Below are 14004 nucleotides of genomic sequence, written 5' to 3'. Positions count from 1 at the left end.
GCCCGCATATCGTCACGGTCCGTGGAGAGAGACTGGTATGGCTGGAACCATGATCTCCATAAGACGCGCTCTCCAGATCGCCGTGCTGTCCCTTGCGGTCCTCCCGATCACCGCTGTCTCCACGGCCCCGCCGGCCGCGGCCGACGCCCGTGGGCGGGCCGATGCCGGGGCGCCGGCCCGCCGCATGCTGGCGCAACTGAAGGTCGCCAAGCCGTTGTCGCTCCGCGGCTACAGCCACCGGCGGTTCCAGCCGCGCTGGGCGCATCACAAGGGGGAGTGCGACGCGCGGGAGGTGATCCTCGCCCGCCAGGGCCGGGGTGTGCGGAGGAACGGAGCGTGCCAGGCCGTGAAGGGCGTCTGGCACAGCCCGTACGACGGCAAGGTGCTGAAGAGCGTGAAGCAGATCGACATCGACCACGTCGTCCCCCTGGCGTACGCCTGGCGTTCCGGCGCCAAGAGATGGAGCCAGGCGAAGCGGCGCGCGTTCGCCAACGACCTCAGCCGTCCCGAGCTGGTCGTGGTGAGCCACTCCGTCAACATGGCCAAAGGAGGCCAGGGGCCGCAGAGCTGGCGTCCGCCGCGCCGTGCCTCCTGGTGCCGCTACGCGACCTCGTGGGTCGCGGTGAAGCACCACTACCGGCTCTTCGTGACCCGTGCGGAGAAGGTCGCCCTGCTCAACATGCTCCGCACCTGCGGGAGGTGAGCGGGCCCCGGCGGACCCGGCGGCCGGGGACGGCGGCCGGGGACGGGGACGGACGGGTTCGTCCCCGAGGTCAGCCGCCGCTGGCGGCGCGGGCCTGCTGGATGACCTTGCGGAGGGCCGGCGCCACCGGGCCGCCGCGTTCGGACAGCAGGGCGATGCGCTGCTCGTGCGCCCGTCGTCTGGCGCGCGGGAGGATCGTCCCGAGCTCTCCCGCCGCGGCCAGGCCGACAAGGGCGGCCTCCCGGTCTCCGATCCGGGAGACCGGGCCGGTGAGAGCGGTGGAGACCTGCGCCACGAGTCGTTTCACCACCCGCGTGTCGCGTACGCGGACGTGGCTCGTGCTGAAGACGAGGAACGGCCGGTGCGGCTCGACCCTGATCCAGCGTCCCGTCTCGAGTTCGTCGCGAACCGCCCGCACCGTCGAGCGGCCGTCCTTGCCGATCCAGTGCCGCCAAGGCCGGGGCCCCGACTGGGCGATCTGGTGCAGCAGGCCGTCGAGGACCGGGTCGGCGAGCGGGTCCTCCGACACCACGCGCACCTTGCCGCCGTCGTCGGCGATCCGGCCGGTCAGCAGCAGGTCGGTGAGCGCGGCCGCGCGCAGCAGGTAGGGAAAGCGGTGGTTCGTCACCACCCGCTCCTTGCGGGCGTCGTAGGCCAGTAGGTAGAGCTGAGCCGTCAGGGAGCCGGGGACGTCCACGTGACCGCCCTCCTTTCAGTCGTCGGGCCGATCGGCGGTGGGGCTCTCCGGAGGCGGGGTCTGCTTCTTGGCGGGCCGGCCGCGCCGGGGGATGCGACCGGCGTCGCCCGGCAGTCGTCCCGCCTCTGCCAGCGCCCGGCGCAGCAGGAACTCGATCTGGGCGTTGGTGCTGCGCAGCTCGTCGCCGGCCCAGCGGGCCAGCGCGTCGTGCACCGCCGGGTCCAGCCGCAGCAGGACGCTTTTTCTCTCGGTCGCCACAAGTCGCCTGCGGTCTAGCGGTACAGGGAGCCGGTGTTCACCACGGGCTGCACGTCGCGGTCGCCGCACAGGACGACGAGCAGGTTGCTGACCATGGTGGCCTTGCGCTCCTCGTCGAGCTCGATCACGTCGTGCTCGTCCAGCCGGGCCAGCGCCGCCTCGACCATGCCGACGGCGCCGTCCACGATCCGCTGACGGGCCGCGACGATCGCTCCGGCCTGCTGGCGGCGCAGCATCGCCTGTGCGATCTCGGGGGCGTACGCCAGGCGGGTGATGCGCGACTCGATGACCTCGACTCCGGCGGACGCCACCCGGGCCTGGATCTCGGCCGACAGGCGGCCGGTGATCTCCTCGGCGTTCTGCCGCAGGGACAGCATGTCGTCGTGCCCGTCGTACGGGTAGCTGCCGGCGATGTGACGCACCGCGGTCTCGGTCTGGAAGGCGACGAACTCCATGAAGTCGTCGACTTCGAAGACGGCCTTCGCCGTGTCCTCGACCTGCCAAACCACCACGGCGGCCATCTCGATCGGGTTGCCGTCGGCGTCGTTGACCTTGGTGATGTCGGTCTCGTGGTTGCGGATCCGGGTCGAGACCCGGCGCTTCTGCGTGAAGGGCGCCACGAACCGGAGACCGGGCGTGCGGACGGTGCCCACGTAGCGGCCGAGCAGCTGGATCACGCGGGCCTCACCCGGGGCGACCGCGGTGAGGCCGGTGAAGACGACGACGGCCGCCAGGAGGAGCAGCACCCCGGCGGCGATCAGGGCGACTCCCGCGCCGCCGCTGCCGCCGGCCGCGAGGACGGCTCCGATCGGGACCAGCGCGAACGGGCTGAGCAGGCCGAGCAGGGCCAGGACCAGCAGCGGCCACCCCGAGGCCGCTCGCGCCGTCCGCTCGTGGGTCTGGGGGGCCGGCATGTCCACGGCGATCTGGAGGTCTGTCATGTCTTCTCCTCGGTGTCTGGCACGACACTAGCAAAGTGATATCACTTTTCGCCAGACCTGCCCTCGCCGAGGAGCCGAACCCTCAGTCGCCGGTTTCCAGGCCGCCGCGCAGGAGTGCGGTGAGCCGCCGGGCGTGGGCCACGTCGGTTGCGGTGAGTGCCGCGCCGCCGGCGAGGGCCAGCAGGTCCGTCACGGTGAGTCCGGGCCGTACGGCGCCGGCGTCCTGGGCCCGCCGCAGCAGGCCGGACGCGGTGGCGTGGATCGAGGTGTGCCACTGGTCGAACAACGCGCTACGGCGGCCGGTGGCACCTTCCGTGGCCGCGAGGGCGAGCGGCCGTTTCGTCGCGACGTGCACGACGAACGCGTCCAGCCAGGAGAAGAGCGCGTCGGCCGGGGAGAGCCCCGCCGGCAGGTCGGCGCCCTGGTGGCACAACTCCGCCACCTCGTCCGCGTACACGGCGACGAGCAGGTCGGCGCGGGTGGGGAAGTGCCGATACAGGGTCGCGTTGCCGACGCCGGCCCGCCGCGCCACCTCGTCCAGCGCGACCTCGGGCCCCGACTCCGCGACGAGTTCGCGGGCGGCGGCGAGCAGCAGCGCGGCGTTGCGTGCGGCGTCCGCCCTGCGCGTACGGCCGGGCGGTGCGGGCTCGGGACCACTCGGCGTCATCCGCGCTTCCCTCTCTTGCTATCCGGGGAGTTCCCCATTTACGGTAACAGCTCTAACCGGGGAGTTCCCCACTTGGACGAAACGGGGGAGGACGATGACGATGACCCTGACCGCCGACGACCGCACGGCCATTACGGACGTGATCAACCTGCACGGCCATCTCACGGACAGTGGCGACTTCGACGGCCTGCGCGAGGTGTTCCTGCCCGACGTCGTCTACGACGTCGGCGACCTCGGTGGCGGGGTGATCGTCGGACTCGCGGCGCTGCGCGACGCCGCGCTCGCCCTGGGCGAGGGGAACCCCGTCGCCCACCACGTCACCAACATCGTCGTCACCGAGGCGGCGGACGGCCGGGCGCGAGCGATCTCGAAGGGCATCGGGGTCAACGCGGACGGGACCACGGGCAGCGTGACCTACGAGGACACGCTCGTGCGCGGCGACCACGGCTGGCGGATCGGCCACCGCACGGTCCGCGCCCGCCGGATCCCCCTGACTTCCTGAGGGTGGTCACACGGTGACGACGACCTTGCCGGCGGGGTGGCCTTCCATGAGGTGGCGGATCGCGTCGGGCGCCTCGGCGAGGGGATAGGCGCGGTCGATCGCCGGGACGACGGCGCCGGACTCGATGAGCCGGGTCAGCTCCTCCAGGTGCTCGGCGCGCTCGCGGGAGAACGTCGGGCGCAGCCGCTGCCCCCTGAACATCGACCCCGTGAACAGTGACAGCAGCGGCGCCCGGACCGTGCGTCCCATGCCACCGGTGAAGCGGTACGCGGCGTGCCCGCCGCCGACGATCACCAGCGTGCCGCGCGGGGTCAGGGCGCGCCGCAGCAGGGACAGCGGCCGGTTGCCCGCGGTGTCGACGACGACGTCGTAGCGTGCGCCGTCGCGGTCGATCTCCTCGTGGGCGTAGTCGATGACGTCGTCGGCTCCGAGCGACCGCACGAACTCCGCCTTCGCCGCCGCGCACACGCCGGTGACGCTCGCGCCGAGCGCCTTGGCGATCTGCACGGCGAACGACCCCACGCCTCCCGACGCGCCGATCACCAGCACCCGCTGCCCCGGGCGCACGCCGGCGACGTCGCGTACGGCCTGCAGCGCCGTCATGCCGGAGACCGGCACCGCGGCGGCCTGTTCGAACGTGAGGTCGGCCGGCTTCGGCGCGAGGCGGGCCTGCGGCGCCTTCGCGTACTCGGCGAGCGAGCCGGTCGGGCAGGTGCCGTACACCTCCTGGCCGGGCCGGAAGCGGGTGACGCCGGCGCCGACCGCCGTCACGACCCCGGCGACGTCGCGGCCCCGGACGGGAACCTTGGGGCGGCGCAGCCCGAATCCGGCGCGCGCGAGGTACGGCGTGCCGGTCATCAGGACCCACACGCCGGGGTCCACGGCGGCCGCGCGGACCTCGACGAGCACCTCCTCGTCGCCGATCGAGGGACGGTCGATGTCGCGTAATTCGAGCACGTCGGCCGGGCCGTACGTGTCCTGGACGATGGCTTTCACTTCGTCTCCTCGGGGAGGTCGGGATACTGGAACACGTCGTCGAGCGGTGCGCCGAACACCCGGGCGATCCGGAAGGCCATCTCCAGGGACGGCGAGTATCGGCCCTGCTCGATGGCGATGACGGTCTGTCTGGTCACGCCGATGCGCTCGGCGAGTTCGGCCTGGGTCATCTCGTCGTGGGCGAACCGCAGCGCGCGGATGCGGTTCGTCACACGGGTGGGCTTCACCACTCCGGAACGCTCCTGCGATAGAGGATGATCTTGGTGACATCGCTGAGGACCGCCGACAGGACGAAGAAGAGGTAGATCACGTTGGCGATCCAGAACCTGTCCCACTCCGCCACGGCCATGAGCATCGCCGCGAGCGCCCCGATGGCCACGAACGCCTGACCGGTGTAGTCGCCGAGCCGCCCGATCTCCTTGTCGCGGACGTCGATGACGCGTGAGGCCCGCGGGTTGACGATCGCCATGCCGATCTCGGCCAGGATCGCCGCGACGATCGCCCCGCCGATCGTCCACAGCAGGGCGGCGGCGTACGGCACGTCGGGTAAGGGGCCTCCGTCCGCCCGTCTGAGGATGGCGACGACGTACGCGGCGTAGGCGATCACGGCGACGACCAGCCGGATCCAGGCGCGCTTCTCCTCGTGAGTCATGATCGATTCCCTTCGGATGTACAACATCTTTGACACTACGAAGGTAACCCGTCTTTGACGTGATGTACAGAATTATTTACATCGAACCCGTCGGCGGAGCCCCGGCGGTGGATCGCCGAGACGGCCGCCGGCCTGACCGGAGCGGCCGGACGGATCGAGGAGCTGACGACCGGCTCCTACGCGCAGTCCTGATCGGCGACCCGTTCCCTTCCCGGGCGGCGCAGGGCGCGTCGTACGCGCGGGCCGTGCCTGCGCCACCAGGCCCGCGCCCAGAGCACCTGGAACGCGACCGCGGACAGCAGCACCGCCACGGCGTCCAGCCCGGAGAGCGGATCCGCGGGGGCGGCCAGCACGCCCACGGCCCGGCCGAGCAGCGTCAGCGTCGCCGGCACCGTCACCGCGAACGCCACCCCCAGGCAGGCCGCGGTGCCCGCCACCAGCAGCACCGCGTAGGTCCTGAGGGCGCGGCGCTCCCGGCGCGGCAGCCCGGTGAGCGGGTCGGGGGAGGGACGGCGCAGCACCCGCAGCGCCAGGTGGCGGGCGTAGGAGGAGGCGTCGCCGTACATGTTGCGGCATCCGCTCAGGTCCTGCAGCAGGAAGTAGACGTCGGTGCGCATGAACACGAGGAACTGCGTGGCCAGCATGCCGAACGAGGTCAGCGCGACCAGGGAGAGCACGGGACGGTGTCCCAGCACGGCGGTCAGGAGGAGCGCGACCGAACACGCCGCCGCGTCTGTCGCCATCCCGGCGAGATAGACCGTCAGGCGGACCCGCCGCCCGGCCAGCCACACGCCGGACACCTCGGTCTGGACGGCCAGGAACTGCAGCCGGGTGCCGAGCCGGATCCTGCCCGGCACCCCGGCGGCCCTGGCGGTCGACAGGTGGGCCATCTCGTGCAGGAAGATCAGGATCCAGCCGACCGCGATCTGCGACGCGAGCACGAGCGTGCCGCGCTCGCTCCACAGCAGGTCGCGCCAGCCCGGCAGCGTCTCCCGCCGGGTGACCGCCGTCGCGATCCCGGCGGCGATCAGGCCGGCGACCAGCAGGTGGACCAGCGGGTGCAGCGTCCACCGCACGTGCCCGGGGCGCAGCCACGGAAAGGTCGGCGGCGCGGCGGGGGCGGCCGGTCCGCCGGGCTCCTCAAGGAATCCCAGCTCGCCCAGGGCGCGGACGAAGCCGCGGACGTCGAGATCGGCGCCGGTCTCGGCACGCAGCCGCCGTTCCGTCTCCTCGACCGTCGCTCCCGCCGACAGCAGCCCGATGGCCCGCACCCCCTCGTACGGCACGGCGACGAACGCGTCCCCGTCCGGGCGGCCGACGATCCACTGGGAGCCGTCCTGCCGGAACGCGAGGTCGCGCAGCCGCACCACGCTCGCATCTCCCACCGTGGGCCTCCAGGCGCGGGGTCAGGGGCGGAAGACCCCGGTGTGGTGCGAGTAGCCGGACAGGAGGTCGCGCCTTCGGGCGGTGATCACGGGTGGCGGCAGCGGGGCGACCTCCCGCTCGACGTACGCCCGGACGTCCTCTCCCCGGCCGTAGAGTTCCTTGATCGCGGCCAGGCAGGGCCCGACGAGGGCGGGATCGGTGATCCGCCGGGCGCCCATGTGCGCGCCGATCTCGTCGTATCGCACCTCGTAGAGCAGAGTGGGACCGAGCACGACGATCTCGGGCAGCGGTGTGGGGTGCTCCAGCTCCCGCACGGCGTCCGCGTGCAGCACCCGGGGCCGCTCGCCCGCCGTCGCCCGAACGGCCAGGACGTGCAGCTCCCACTGGAGGTAGGGGGTGAGCGGTGTCTCCACGACGCGGACCCGGCGGGCCGTGGGCCGGGTCCGGTAGTAGTCGACCAGGAACTCCCGCAGCCCCTCCAGCAGGGCGAGCGACCCGTCCCAGTCGCCGGCCATCATCGCCCGCCAGCTCGCCACGTCGGGTTCGAAGAACTCCTGAGCGCGTTCGAGCTTCCACACCCCGTCGGGGGCGCGCTCGAACTCCTCGGTGAACTCGGCCTGGTAGGCGTCGGCGGACAGGACCCGCGCCTCGGCCTGCCGTATGTCGTCGAAGACGGTGCCGGCGTTCGCCACCCTTCCCTCCCTGAGTTCCGGCTGCGGGCTCTCGCCGGCCGCGGCGTGCGGGCCGCCCCGCGGCACCCCCGCACGCCGCGGCCGGCGCTTGGTCAGTTGCCGACGCTGTTGCTGCTGGTCGTGGTCTCGATCTTGTCGAGCAGCCGGATGGTGATCGTCGTCTTCGCCGGCACGACGGCCTCGTCGACGGCCTCGGTCTCGTGCTCGTTCGTGTTCATCCGGTTCCTCTCGGAAGGGGAGGGGACATGGATGTTCTCGCGAGAACCCGTTCATGATTCGTCCGTTGACCGGCGCAGTCAAGGCCTGCTTCTGTTCGCACGGCCGGCGTCGATTTCGGTCATTCGGTGCATTGGATTGTGTTCCGGCCCGTCGGCCCGGGTCCCGCACACCGGGCAGCCGGGCCGAGGCGGATGCCGGACCCACACGTGGTGGTCCGCGGCGATCAGGTTGACCCCCTGGATGGTGCCGACCGGCGGCACCGGCACCCCGGTCAGCAGGCCGAGCAGCGCGTGGGCGACGAGCTGGCCGGACACGCCCGCCGAGGTGGCGATCACGCCGGGCCCGCCGAGGTCCACGGGCGTGCCAGGGTGGCGCCGCGCCTCCTCGCCGCTGCTCAGGCACTCGTAGCAGGCGCCCGCTCCCGGCGCGAAGCACCCCACGGTGACCAGCGGCCCGTTGTATCCGCCGCCCGCCCAGGGGATGCCCGCGGCGGCGCAGGCGCGGTTGGCCCACACCCTGATGTCGTGCCCGGTGGGCCGGTCCGCGCAGAGGGCGAGCGCGTCGTAGCCCGCGATCAGCTCGTCCAGTTCGCGCCTGCTGCCGATGTGGCGGCGTTCGCCCGTGACGGAGATGTCGGAGTTGACGGTTCGCAGCCGGGCGACGGCCGCCTCCGCCTTCGGCCGCCCGACGTCGCCCTCGCCGTAGAGCACCTGGCGGTTGAGGTTGGACAGCTCGACCAGGTCGGGATCCACGCAGTGGATCGTGCCGACGCCGACGGCCGCGAGCGCCCAAGCCGCGTGGCAGCCCGTGCCGCCCAGGCCGAGCACCACGACCCGCGCGGACTTCAACCGGAGCTGGGTCTCCCAGCCGTGGCCGCGCGGCACGATGTCGACCGTGCGGAAGAACGCGTGATTCCTGCTGTAGCGGTCGCGCTCGCGCTCGCTCAGCCCGGCGGGCGGCACCGCCGCGGCGTCCTCGACATATCGGGTGGCGGCCAGTTGCTCGACGATCGACTCCGGGTCGGGCAGCTCCGGGTGGGCCAGCCGCAGCCGCTCGGTGATCTCGTCGTGAGAACGGGTGCCGTCCATCAGCGTGAGGGCCGTCCACGCCCAGCCGTACGGGTCCGCGATTTCGGCGGCGATCCCGTAAATCTCGCCGCCGATGCGAATGGTGCCGTCCTCGTATCGGTGAGGCCGATGCTCGAATTTTACGCGGGGCAGTCGCACGTTATGACGACTACTGGGCGATAACTGTGTGAGTCAACATCGAATTTTACAGAAGGGAAAAAAGCGGTCAGCCGTAAAACGTTCCCGCCTCCTCGGACGGCTCTCGGACGGCTCTCGCAGGGCTCTCACAGGGCTCTCGCGGGGCGCCGCTTCGCCGTGAAGGAACATGAAACGTCCCCGCGCGGCATACGTTGGTGACGATGAACGACCAGCCTGCCGTGATCTCACCGCCGATGCCCCAGCGCGCGATGCCCCAGCGCGCGATGCCGGAGCGCACGATGCTGGCCGCCGCGCTCGCCGCCGTGGTCGTCCCGCTCTCGGGATGCGGGGGCTCAGTGGGCGAGGCCGCCTCGGTCGCTCCCCGCGAGAGCGTGACCGCGCCCGCGTCGGAACGGTCCCCCGCGAGTACGGAGCGGCCGGAGCCGGCCGCACGGGACCTGCCCGCGCCGGACGAGGCGATCCCCAAGGACCCCAAGCGGCTGGCCGACGCCCTCAGTCGCACGTCGGAGCGACTGCGTGACGCGATCGACGACTGGAGGCGCACGGGCGACCCCGCGAAGGGGGAGGCTCCCGAGCCGGTGGTCCTGCTGTCCCTGTACGAACAGCGCGTCTACCGCTATCTCGCCCGCCATTCCACAATCGCGTCCCGGACGTACGGAAAACTGCCGGAGGACATGGCCGCGCGGGCGCGGGACAACGTGACGGCCATCCGCGACCTGCTCTCCCTCGCCCATCCCGTCAGCGGTCCGATCAAAATCAAGGTCGAGGCGCCGCAACCCGCCGACGCCCTGCTCGCCGCCTTCCGGCGCGCCGAGCGCCGCTTCGGCGTCGAGTGGGAGGTGCTCGCGGCGGTGATGCTCGTGGAGACCAAGTTCGGGCGGGTGCGCTCGCCGAGCTACGTGGGCGCCAAGGGGCCGATGCAGTTCATGCCGGGCACCTGGAAGGCGTACGGCATGGGCGGCGACATCGACGACACCGGCGACGCCCTGCTCGCCGCGGCCAACTACCTCCACGCGTCGGGCGCGCCGGGCGACTACCGGCGCGCGCTGTACGCCTACAACCACTCCCAGGCGTACGTCGACGCGGTCCTGCTGCACGCGCGCCAGATGAAGCGGGACGTCAGGAACTACTACGCCTACTACACCTGGCAGGTCTACGTGATCACGACGAAGGGGGAGCGCCGCCTGACCGGCCCCTGACGACGGCGAGCGCGCCGCCGCCTGCCGCCGCCCGGCGGCAGGCGCCTGTGGAGCCGGCTCGGGAACGGCGTCAGGCAGCACGCGTCGCGGGCTCACAGAGCGGGGTAGGCGTTCTCCACCAGCATCACGAACTGCTCGTGATGCCAGTCGCCCGCCAGCGGCGCGTCGGGGAGGGCGCCGGTCGGCCGGAAACCGTCCGACCCGGGGGTGAGGGAGCCGTTGGGATCGCACCTGTAGTCGACCAGCCGGTCGGAGTCCTCGGGCAGGAGCGGTCCGCCGACGCCGTCCGACTCGCCGGGCCGTTTGATCCACTGGTAGGCGTCCACGCCCGGAACGGGCGCGGCCACCGGCCGGGCCCCCAGCCCCGCGCCGTTCTGGTTGCACTCCGCGGCGCGTGACGGACGCCGGTCGACGCGGCTCTGGTCCACGAACGTGTCGATGTTGAGGGAGGTGCTCGCCGCGGTGGGCCGGGCCGGGCCGCCCCAGCCGTCGCGGGAGGTGTCGACGACCACGCCGAGCAGGCTGGAGAAGCCCTTGGCGATCAGGGCGCTTCGCATCGCGACGGCGTAGTCCCGTTCGTTCAGGTAGGGGTTCCAGTCGATGAACCTGCTCTGCTTGATCGGCTGGCCGGCCACGGTCTGATCGGGGCCGGTCAGGAACGGCTCCTCAAGGGGGATGTAGTCCGCGACGTTCGTGGCGATGCCGTCGAGGCTGTTCAGGCCCGCCGCCGTGCCGCGCACGGTCTCGGTGACGGAGGTCGCGAGCGCGGCGAGGTCCGTCTCCCACCCGGTCCATCCCGCGCTGCCCGCGTCGAGGTAGGTGTAGACGTTGGGCAGGGGCGACAGCTTGTCGAGGGCGTAGCGGATGCCCGTCACGTAGACGCCCGACCCCCTCGCCTGGACACACGGATAGATGCCCAGTGCGCCTCCCACGACGAGGTCGGCCAGGGCCCGCGGCTCGACGACGGCCGCGACGCGCAGGTTCCGATACTCGGGCCTGGCCAGGAGGGCGGCGACGGGGTCCACGAACTCCGCCTTGTAGCGGTCGAGGCCGTTGTCCCGCTCGTGCAGCTCGGCGCTGGAGACACGCGACCGGCAGTCGCGGTCGGGCAGGTCGTGCAGGACGAGCGTGATGTACCCGGCCCCCTGCTCGACGGCGGTGTCGAGGTGGTCCTTCAGCGTGCGGGTGACGCCGGAGCCGCCGCCGACGTCCGCGATCCGGTCCAGCCAGACCGCGGTGGGCGTGTTCTTCAGGCCGCGCATCTTCGCCGCGGTCGCCTCGTCCACCTTCGCGGCGGAGGACTCCACGTCGGCCGCCCAGCCGGGGTCGACGTACCCCTTGGCGCCGGCGAACGGGTTGTCCACCGGCACGTCCCCGCCCGGGCTCGGCGTGATGCTCGCGCTGGGACCGGCGGACGGGCTCGCGCTGGGACCGGCGGGCGGGCTCGGCGACGTGCCCGGCACGATGACCTGGCAGGGCACGCCGTTCAAGGCGAAGTCCATGGGCGGCATGTTGTCGCCGGTCCAGGTGCCGTTGAAGCCGAGCTGCACGGACCCGCCGGACGCCACCGTGCCGTTCCAGGACTCGTTCTCGGCGGTGACGTGGCCGGCGAGCTGGGTCCATCGGGCCGACCAGCCCTGCGTGAGCTTCTGCGAGCGGGGGAACGTGAACGTCAGTTTCCAGCCCGTCAGCCTTTCGCCGGTGTTCCTGACGGTGATCCCGGCGGTGAAGCCGCCCGAACCCGTGCCCCACTGGGTGCTCGCGTAGGTGACCTGACAGGTGACGGCCGCGTCGGCGGACGCCACGCCCAGGACCGGTCCCGCCGCGGCCAGTGCTGCGACGGGGACGGCCGCCGCCGCGGCCGTCAGGATTGCGCGGACAGACCGACGGTGGCCGAAGGACATGGGCGATCGTCTCCAGGGTGAGGTGACCGGCTCGGGCATGCCGGCGCCCGGTCCGGCTCGCGCGTGGGGGCCGACGCTCCTCAGACTCGGCAATCGCCCGGCTCATGTACACGATTCGCCGAAGTGGAAATATCCCTTTCCGCGCCGAGTTCGCCGAAATCGTGCGGCACCTCGGGAAACACCATCCGATATCTCCCGGCCGGGACCGAATCCCGTGAAATATTCAGCCGAAGCGGAGGTGGCCGCCGATCTGGGCCGCCATCTCCAGCTGGTCGTAGAAGAGCCGGTGGCTGAGGATCGTCCCGCCCTCCACCGTGGAGAAGCTGCACGAGCGCACGAGGACAGGCCGCCCGGTGCCCTCCAGCACGTCCCCGCCGGGGACGAGCAGCGGCCCCTTGTGCGTGCCGCTGATCGTGAACTCCACCGCCACCGTGTCCTGGAACATGGTCACCGACTGGGGCGTGATCAACATGTTGGGGAACGCGTCCATCCACTCGCCGTAGTAGGAGGCGATCTCCTCCTTGTTCTCGGCGATGCCGTCGGGGGCCACCAGAACGGCTCGCTCGTCGAAGCACCGCGCCAGGGCGTCGAGGTCGTGGCGGTTGATGGCCTGTCTCAGTCTGTCCAGGGGGCGGAGCACTTCAGACATCGGACTCCCTTTCTTGACGTGAGCGGCCGTCGGTGTGCTGTGCCGTGACCGGCACGACGCCCGGACATCGGCGGCATTTTTCACGATAGCCCAGCTCAGGGGGTGGGCCATGTGAGGTCGTGGAGGACTCATGACTCGTCAGCACCCCTGTCCTGTGCCTTCCACGGTCCCTCTATTGGGCCCGCTGCTCCCGTGAGCGGGGAGCAGCGGGGGTCCGGCCCAGGCGGGCGAGGATCTGGTCGAAGCGGGAGGCCTCCGGGGCGGTGGGCACGCTCGGCGCGAAGGCGGCGCCCGGCCTCTCGCGATACTCGCCGTCCGGCACGGCCAGGGCGATCGGCCAGGCCGCCTCGGCCAGCTCGGGGTCGGGGTCGTAGGCGATCCCCAGTGTGCGGGCGACGTCCCACCCGTGGACCAGATAGTCGATGAAGTGGAAGCCGATGGCGTGCGCGGCCGGGAACGGCGCGTCCACCCCCACTAGGGGAAGGACGAGCCCGCGGTCGAGCACCCCCTCGGCCGCGAACGCGGCGGTGAGGCGCTCGGCCGCCGCGGCGTAGGCCCAGACGGGGTCGGGGGCGGGCCGCTCCCGCCACGCGTCGAGGTCGGCCCCGCGGCCCTCCGCCGCGGCGGCGAAGCCGAGGTGCTGGGCGGTCATGTGCGCGAGCAGGTCGGCCAGAGTCCAGCCCGCGCAGGGGGTCGGGCGCTCCAGGTCGCCGGGGCGCACCTCGGCCACCATGTCGACGCTCGCCTGCACGGCCCGCCGGTCCAGTTCCCGCATGTCCATCTTTCCTCCAATTTCATAAGCGCATGCAGACAATATGCACGTGCTTATTGTCTGTCAATGCCTAAGCTGTGGGGCATGCCCGACCGCCCCGATCTCGCCGCGATGGCGGCCCCCCTGACCAGGGCGCTGATGGCCGCGGAGACGCCGATCCTGCGGGAGCACGGCCTGTCGATGTGGGCGTACGCCGTGCTTCTGCGTCTGGACGAGCGGCCCGTGCGCACGCAGGCCGCGCTGGCGGAGTCGATCGGCGCCGACAAGACACGCATCATCAGCGTCCTGGACGACCTCCAGCGCAGAGGGCTGATCGAGCGGAGCCCGGACCCGGCCGACCGGCGCGTCCGGCTCCTGTCCATCACGCCCGAGGGTCGCCGCCTGCGGGACGCGGCTCAGGCGGGCATCCGCCGGATGGAGGAACGGCTGCTGTCCCGGCTGCCCGACGACGACAAGGAGGCGTTCGTGCGGGTGTTGCGGGTCCTATCCGCTCTGCTTCCGCAGGAGTTCCGGTAAATCCCGTTGATCGATGAGTGAGCCG

Annotated in this window: 18 protein-coding genes; 4 read left to right on the top strand and 14 right to left on the bottom strand. The window is 71.9% G+C overall.

Annotated elements, in window-relative coordinates:
- Positions 1-37 precede the first annotated feature (37 nt).
- On the top strand, positions 38-703 hold the full coding sequence (locus ACGFIB_RS05700) for an HNH endonuclease family protein (RefSeq protein WP_393368783.1): 666 nt from the start codon (positions 38-40) through the stop codon (positions 701-703).
- Positions 704-773: 70 nt separating this feature from the next.
- Here the strand turns inward: ACGFIB_RS05700 and ACGFIB_RS05695 are convergent, their stop codons facing one another.
- The 4 genes from ACGFIB_RS05695 to ACGFIB_RS05680 all read right to left on the bottom strand — a co-directional run bounded on the left by ACGFIB_RS05695 (position 774) and on the right by ACGFIB_RS05680 (position 3266).
- On the bottom strand, positions 774-1400 hold the full coding sequence (locus ACGFIB_RS05695; protein WP_393368780.1) for a GOLPH3/VPS74 family protein: 627 nt from the start codon (positions 1398-1400) through the stop codon (positions 774-776).
- A gap of 15 nt (positions 1401-1415) precedes the next feature.
- Positions 1416-1658 (bottom strand): hypothetical protein, encoded by a 243-nt coding sequence (locus ACGFIB_RS05690; RefSeq protein ID WP_393368777.1) that lies wholly within the window; start codon positions 1656-1658, stop codon positions 1416-1418.
- Between the two features lie 14 nt (positions 1659-1672).
- Entirely contained in the window at positions 1673-2599 is a 927-nt protein-coding gene (locus tag ACGFIB_RS05685; protein ID WP_191050870.1) for an SPFH domain-containing protein, read from the bottom strand.
- Positions 2600-2681: 82 nt separating this feature from the next.
- Positions 2682-3266, bottom strand: coding sequence for a TetR/AcrR family transcriptional regulator (locus ACGFIB_RS05680; RefSeq protein ID WP_393368774.1), 585 nt, complete (start codon positions 3264-3266; stop codon positions 2682-2684).
- A 94-nt stretch (positions 3267-3360) separates the two neighbouring features.
- On the opposite strand from ACGFIB_RS05680, the gene ACGFIB_RS05675 reads away from it, so the two are divergent.
- Positions 3361-3768 (top strand): nuclear transport factor 2 family protein, encoded by a 408-nt coding sequence (locus ACGFIB_RS05675; RefSeq protein WP_357262839.1) that lies wholly within the window; start codon positions 3361-3363, stop codon positions 3766-3768.
- Between the two features lie 6 nt (positions 3769-3774).
- Here ACGFIB_RS05675 and ACGFIB_RS05670 read toward each other — a convergent pair whose 3' ends face one another.
- From ACGFIB_RS05670 to ACGFIB_RS05640, 7 genes are all read right to left on the bottom strand, one after another.
- Positions 3775-4764, bottom strand: a complete 990-nt coding sequence (locus ACGFIB_RS05670; RefSeq protein ID WP_393368771.1) for an NAD(P)-dependent alcohol dehydrogenase — start codon at positions 4762-4764, stop codon at positions 3775-3777.
- Entirely contained in the window at positions 4761-4994 is a 234-nt protein-coding gene (locus ACGFIB_RS05665; protein ID WP_030510150.1) for a helix-turn-helix transcriptional regulator, read from the bottom strand. The genes ACGFIB_RS05670 and ACGFIB_RS05665 overlap by 4 nt, the downstream gene beginning before the upstream one ends.
- Positions 4988-5416 carry a hypothetical protein gene (locus tag ACGFIB_RS05660; RefSeq protein ID WP_393368767.1) on the bottom strand — a complete coding sequence of 143 codons (429 nt, stop codon included), beginning with the start codon at positions 5414-5416 and terminating at the stop codon, positions 4988-4990. Before ACGFIB_RS05660 ends, ACGFIB_RS05665 begins: the two co-directional genes overlap by 7 nt.
- A 176-nt stretch (positions 5417-5592) precedes the next feature.
- Positions 5593-6801: a hypothetical protein gene (locus ACGFIB_RS05655; RefSeq protein WP_393368764.1), complete on the bottom strand. Its 1209-nt coding sequence runs from the start codon at positions 6799-6801 to the stop codon at positions 5593-5595.
- Positions 6802-6822: 21 nt separating this feature from the next.
- Complete coding sequence (locus tag ACGFIB_RS05650; protein ID WP_393368761.1) at positions 6823-7494, bottom strand: DUF6879 family protein; 672 nt, start codon at positions 7492-7494, stop codon at positions 6823-6825.
- A gap of 92 nt (positions 7495-7586) precedes the next feature.
- On the bottom strand, positions 7587-7712 hold the full coding sequence (locus tag ACGFIB_RS05645; protein WP_263407591.1) for a hypothetical protein: 126 nt from the start codon (positions 7710-7712) through the stop codon (positions 7587-7589).
- Positions 7713-7790: 78 nt separating this feature from the next.
- Positions 7791-8939: a HesA/MoeB/ThiF family protein gene (locus ACGFIB_RS05640; RefSeq protein ID WP_393368758.1), complete on the bottom strand. Its 1149-nt coding sequence runs from the start codon at positions 8937-8939 to the stop codon at positions 7791-7793.
- 200 nt (positions 8940-9139) lie between these two features.
- On the opposite strand from ACGFIB_RS05640, the gene ACGFIB_RS05635 reads away from it, so the two are divergent.
- The gene (locus tag ACGFIB_RS05635; protein WP_393368755.1) at positions 9140-10138 is read left to right on the top strand and encodes a lytic transglycosylase domain-containing protein; all 999 of its coding nucleotides are present in this window, start codon (positions 9140-9142) and stop codon (positions 10136-10138) included.
- Between the two features lie 92 nt (positions 10139-10230).
- Here the strand turns inward: ACGFIB_RS05635 and ACGFIB_RS05630 are convergent, their stop codons facing one another.
- From ACGFIB_RS05630 to ACGFIB_RS05620, 3 genes are all read right to left on the bottom strand, one after another.
- The gene (locus ACGFIB_RS05630; RefSeq protein ID WP_393368752.1) at positions 10231-12042 is read right to left on the bottom strand and encodes a glycoside hydrolase family 6 protein; all 1812 of its coding nucleotides are present in this window, start codon (positions 12040-12042) and stop codon (positions 10231-10233) included.
- Positions 12043-12265: 223 nt separating this feature from the next.
- Positions 12266-12691 (bottom strand): nuclear transport factor 2 family protein, encoded by a 426-nt coding sequence (locus ACGFIB_RS05625; protein ID WP_357262818.1) that lies wholly within the window; start codon positions 12689-12691, stop codon positions 12266-12268.
- A gap of 172 nt (positions 12692-12863) precedes the next feature.
- The gene (locus ACGFIB_RS05620) at positions 12864-13472 is read right to left on the bottom strand and encodes a TIGR03086 family metal-binding protein (protein ID WP_393368749.1); all 609 of its coding nucleotides are present in this window, start codon (positions 13470-13472) and stop codon (positions 12864-12866) included.
- Positions 13473-13529: 57 nt separating this feature from the next.
- On the opposite strand from ACGFIB_RS05620, the gene ACGFIB_RS05615 reads away from it, so the two are divergent.
- Positions 13530-13979, top strand: coding sequence for a MarR family winged helix-turn-helix transcriptional regulator (locus ACGFIB_RS05615; RefSeq protein WP_357247947.1), 450 nt, complete (start codon positions 13530-13532; stop codon positions 13977-13979).
- Positions 13980-14004 lie beyond the last annotated feature (25 nt).

This window comes from Microbispora bryophytorum (genome assembly GCF_043197435.1).
GTDB classification, from domain to species: Bacteria; Actinomycetota; Actinomycetes; order Streptosporangiales; family Streptosporangiaceae; genus Microbispora; species Microbispora bryophytorum.
The sequence above is the reverse complement of the archived record's forward strand: the minus strand, read 5'-3'. Positions and strand labels throughout refer to the sequence as shown.

Coding starts and splice junctions, on each gene's coding strand:
- ACGFIB_RS05700 (WP_393368783.1), top strand. CDS start 38: ATGGCTGGAACCATGATCTCCATAAGACGCGCTCTCCAGATCGCCGTG.
- ACGFIB_RS05685 (WP_191050870.1), bottom strand. CDS start 2,599: ATGACAGACCTCCAGATCGCCGTGGACATGCCGGCCCCCCAGACCCAC.
- ACGFIB_RS05680 (WP_393368774.1), bottom strand. CDS start 3,266: ATGACGCCGAGTGGTCCCGAGCCCGCACCGCCCGGCCGTACGCGCAGG.
- ACGFIB_RS05675 (WP_357262839.1), top strand. CDS start 3,361: ATGACGATGACCCTGACCGCCGACGACCGCACGGCCATTACGGACGTG.
- ACGFIB_RS05660 (WP_393368767.1), bottom strand. CDS start 5,416: ATGACTCACGAGGAGAAGCGCGCCTGGATCCGGCTGGTCGTCGCCGTG.
- ACGFIB_RS05645 (WP_263407591.1), bottom strand. CDS start 7,712: ATGAACACGAACGAGCACGAGACCGAGGCCGTCGACGAGGCCGTCGTG.
- ACGFIB_RS05635 (WP_393368755.1), top strand. CDS start 9,140: ATGAACGACCAGCCTGCCGTGATCTCACCGCCGATGCCCCAGCGCGCG.
- ACGFIB_RS05630 (WP_393368752.1), bottom strand. CDS start 12,042: ATGTCCTTCGGCCACCGTCGGTCTGTCCGCGCAATCCTGACGGCCGCG.
- ACGFIB_RS05625 (WP_357262818.1), bottom strand. CDS start 12,691: ATGTCTGAAGTGCTCCGCCCCCTGGACAGACTGAGACAGGCCATCAAC.
- ACGFIB_RS05620 (WP_393368749.1), bottom strand. CDS start 13,472: ATGGACATGCGGGAACTGGACCGGCGGGCCGTGCAGGCGAGCGTCGAC.
- ACGFIB_RS05615 (WP_357247947.1), top strand. CDS start 13,530: ATGCCTAAGCTGTGGGGCATGCCCGACCGCCCCGATCTCGCCGCGATG.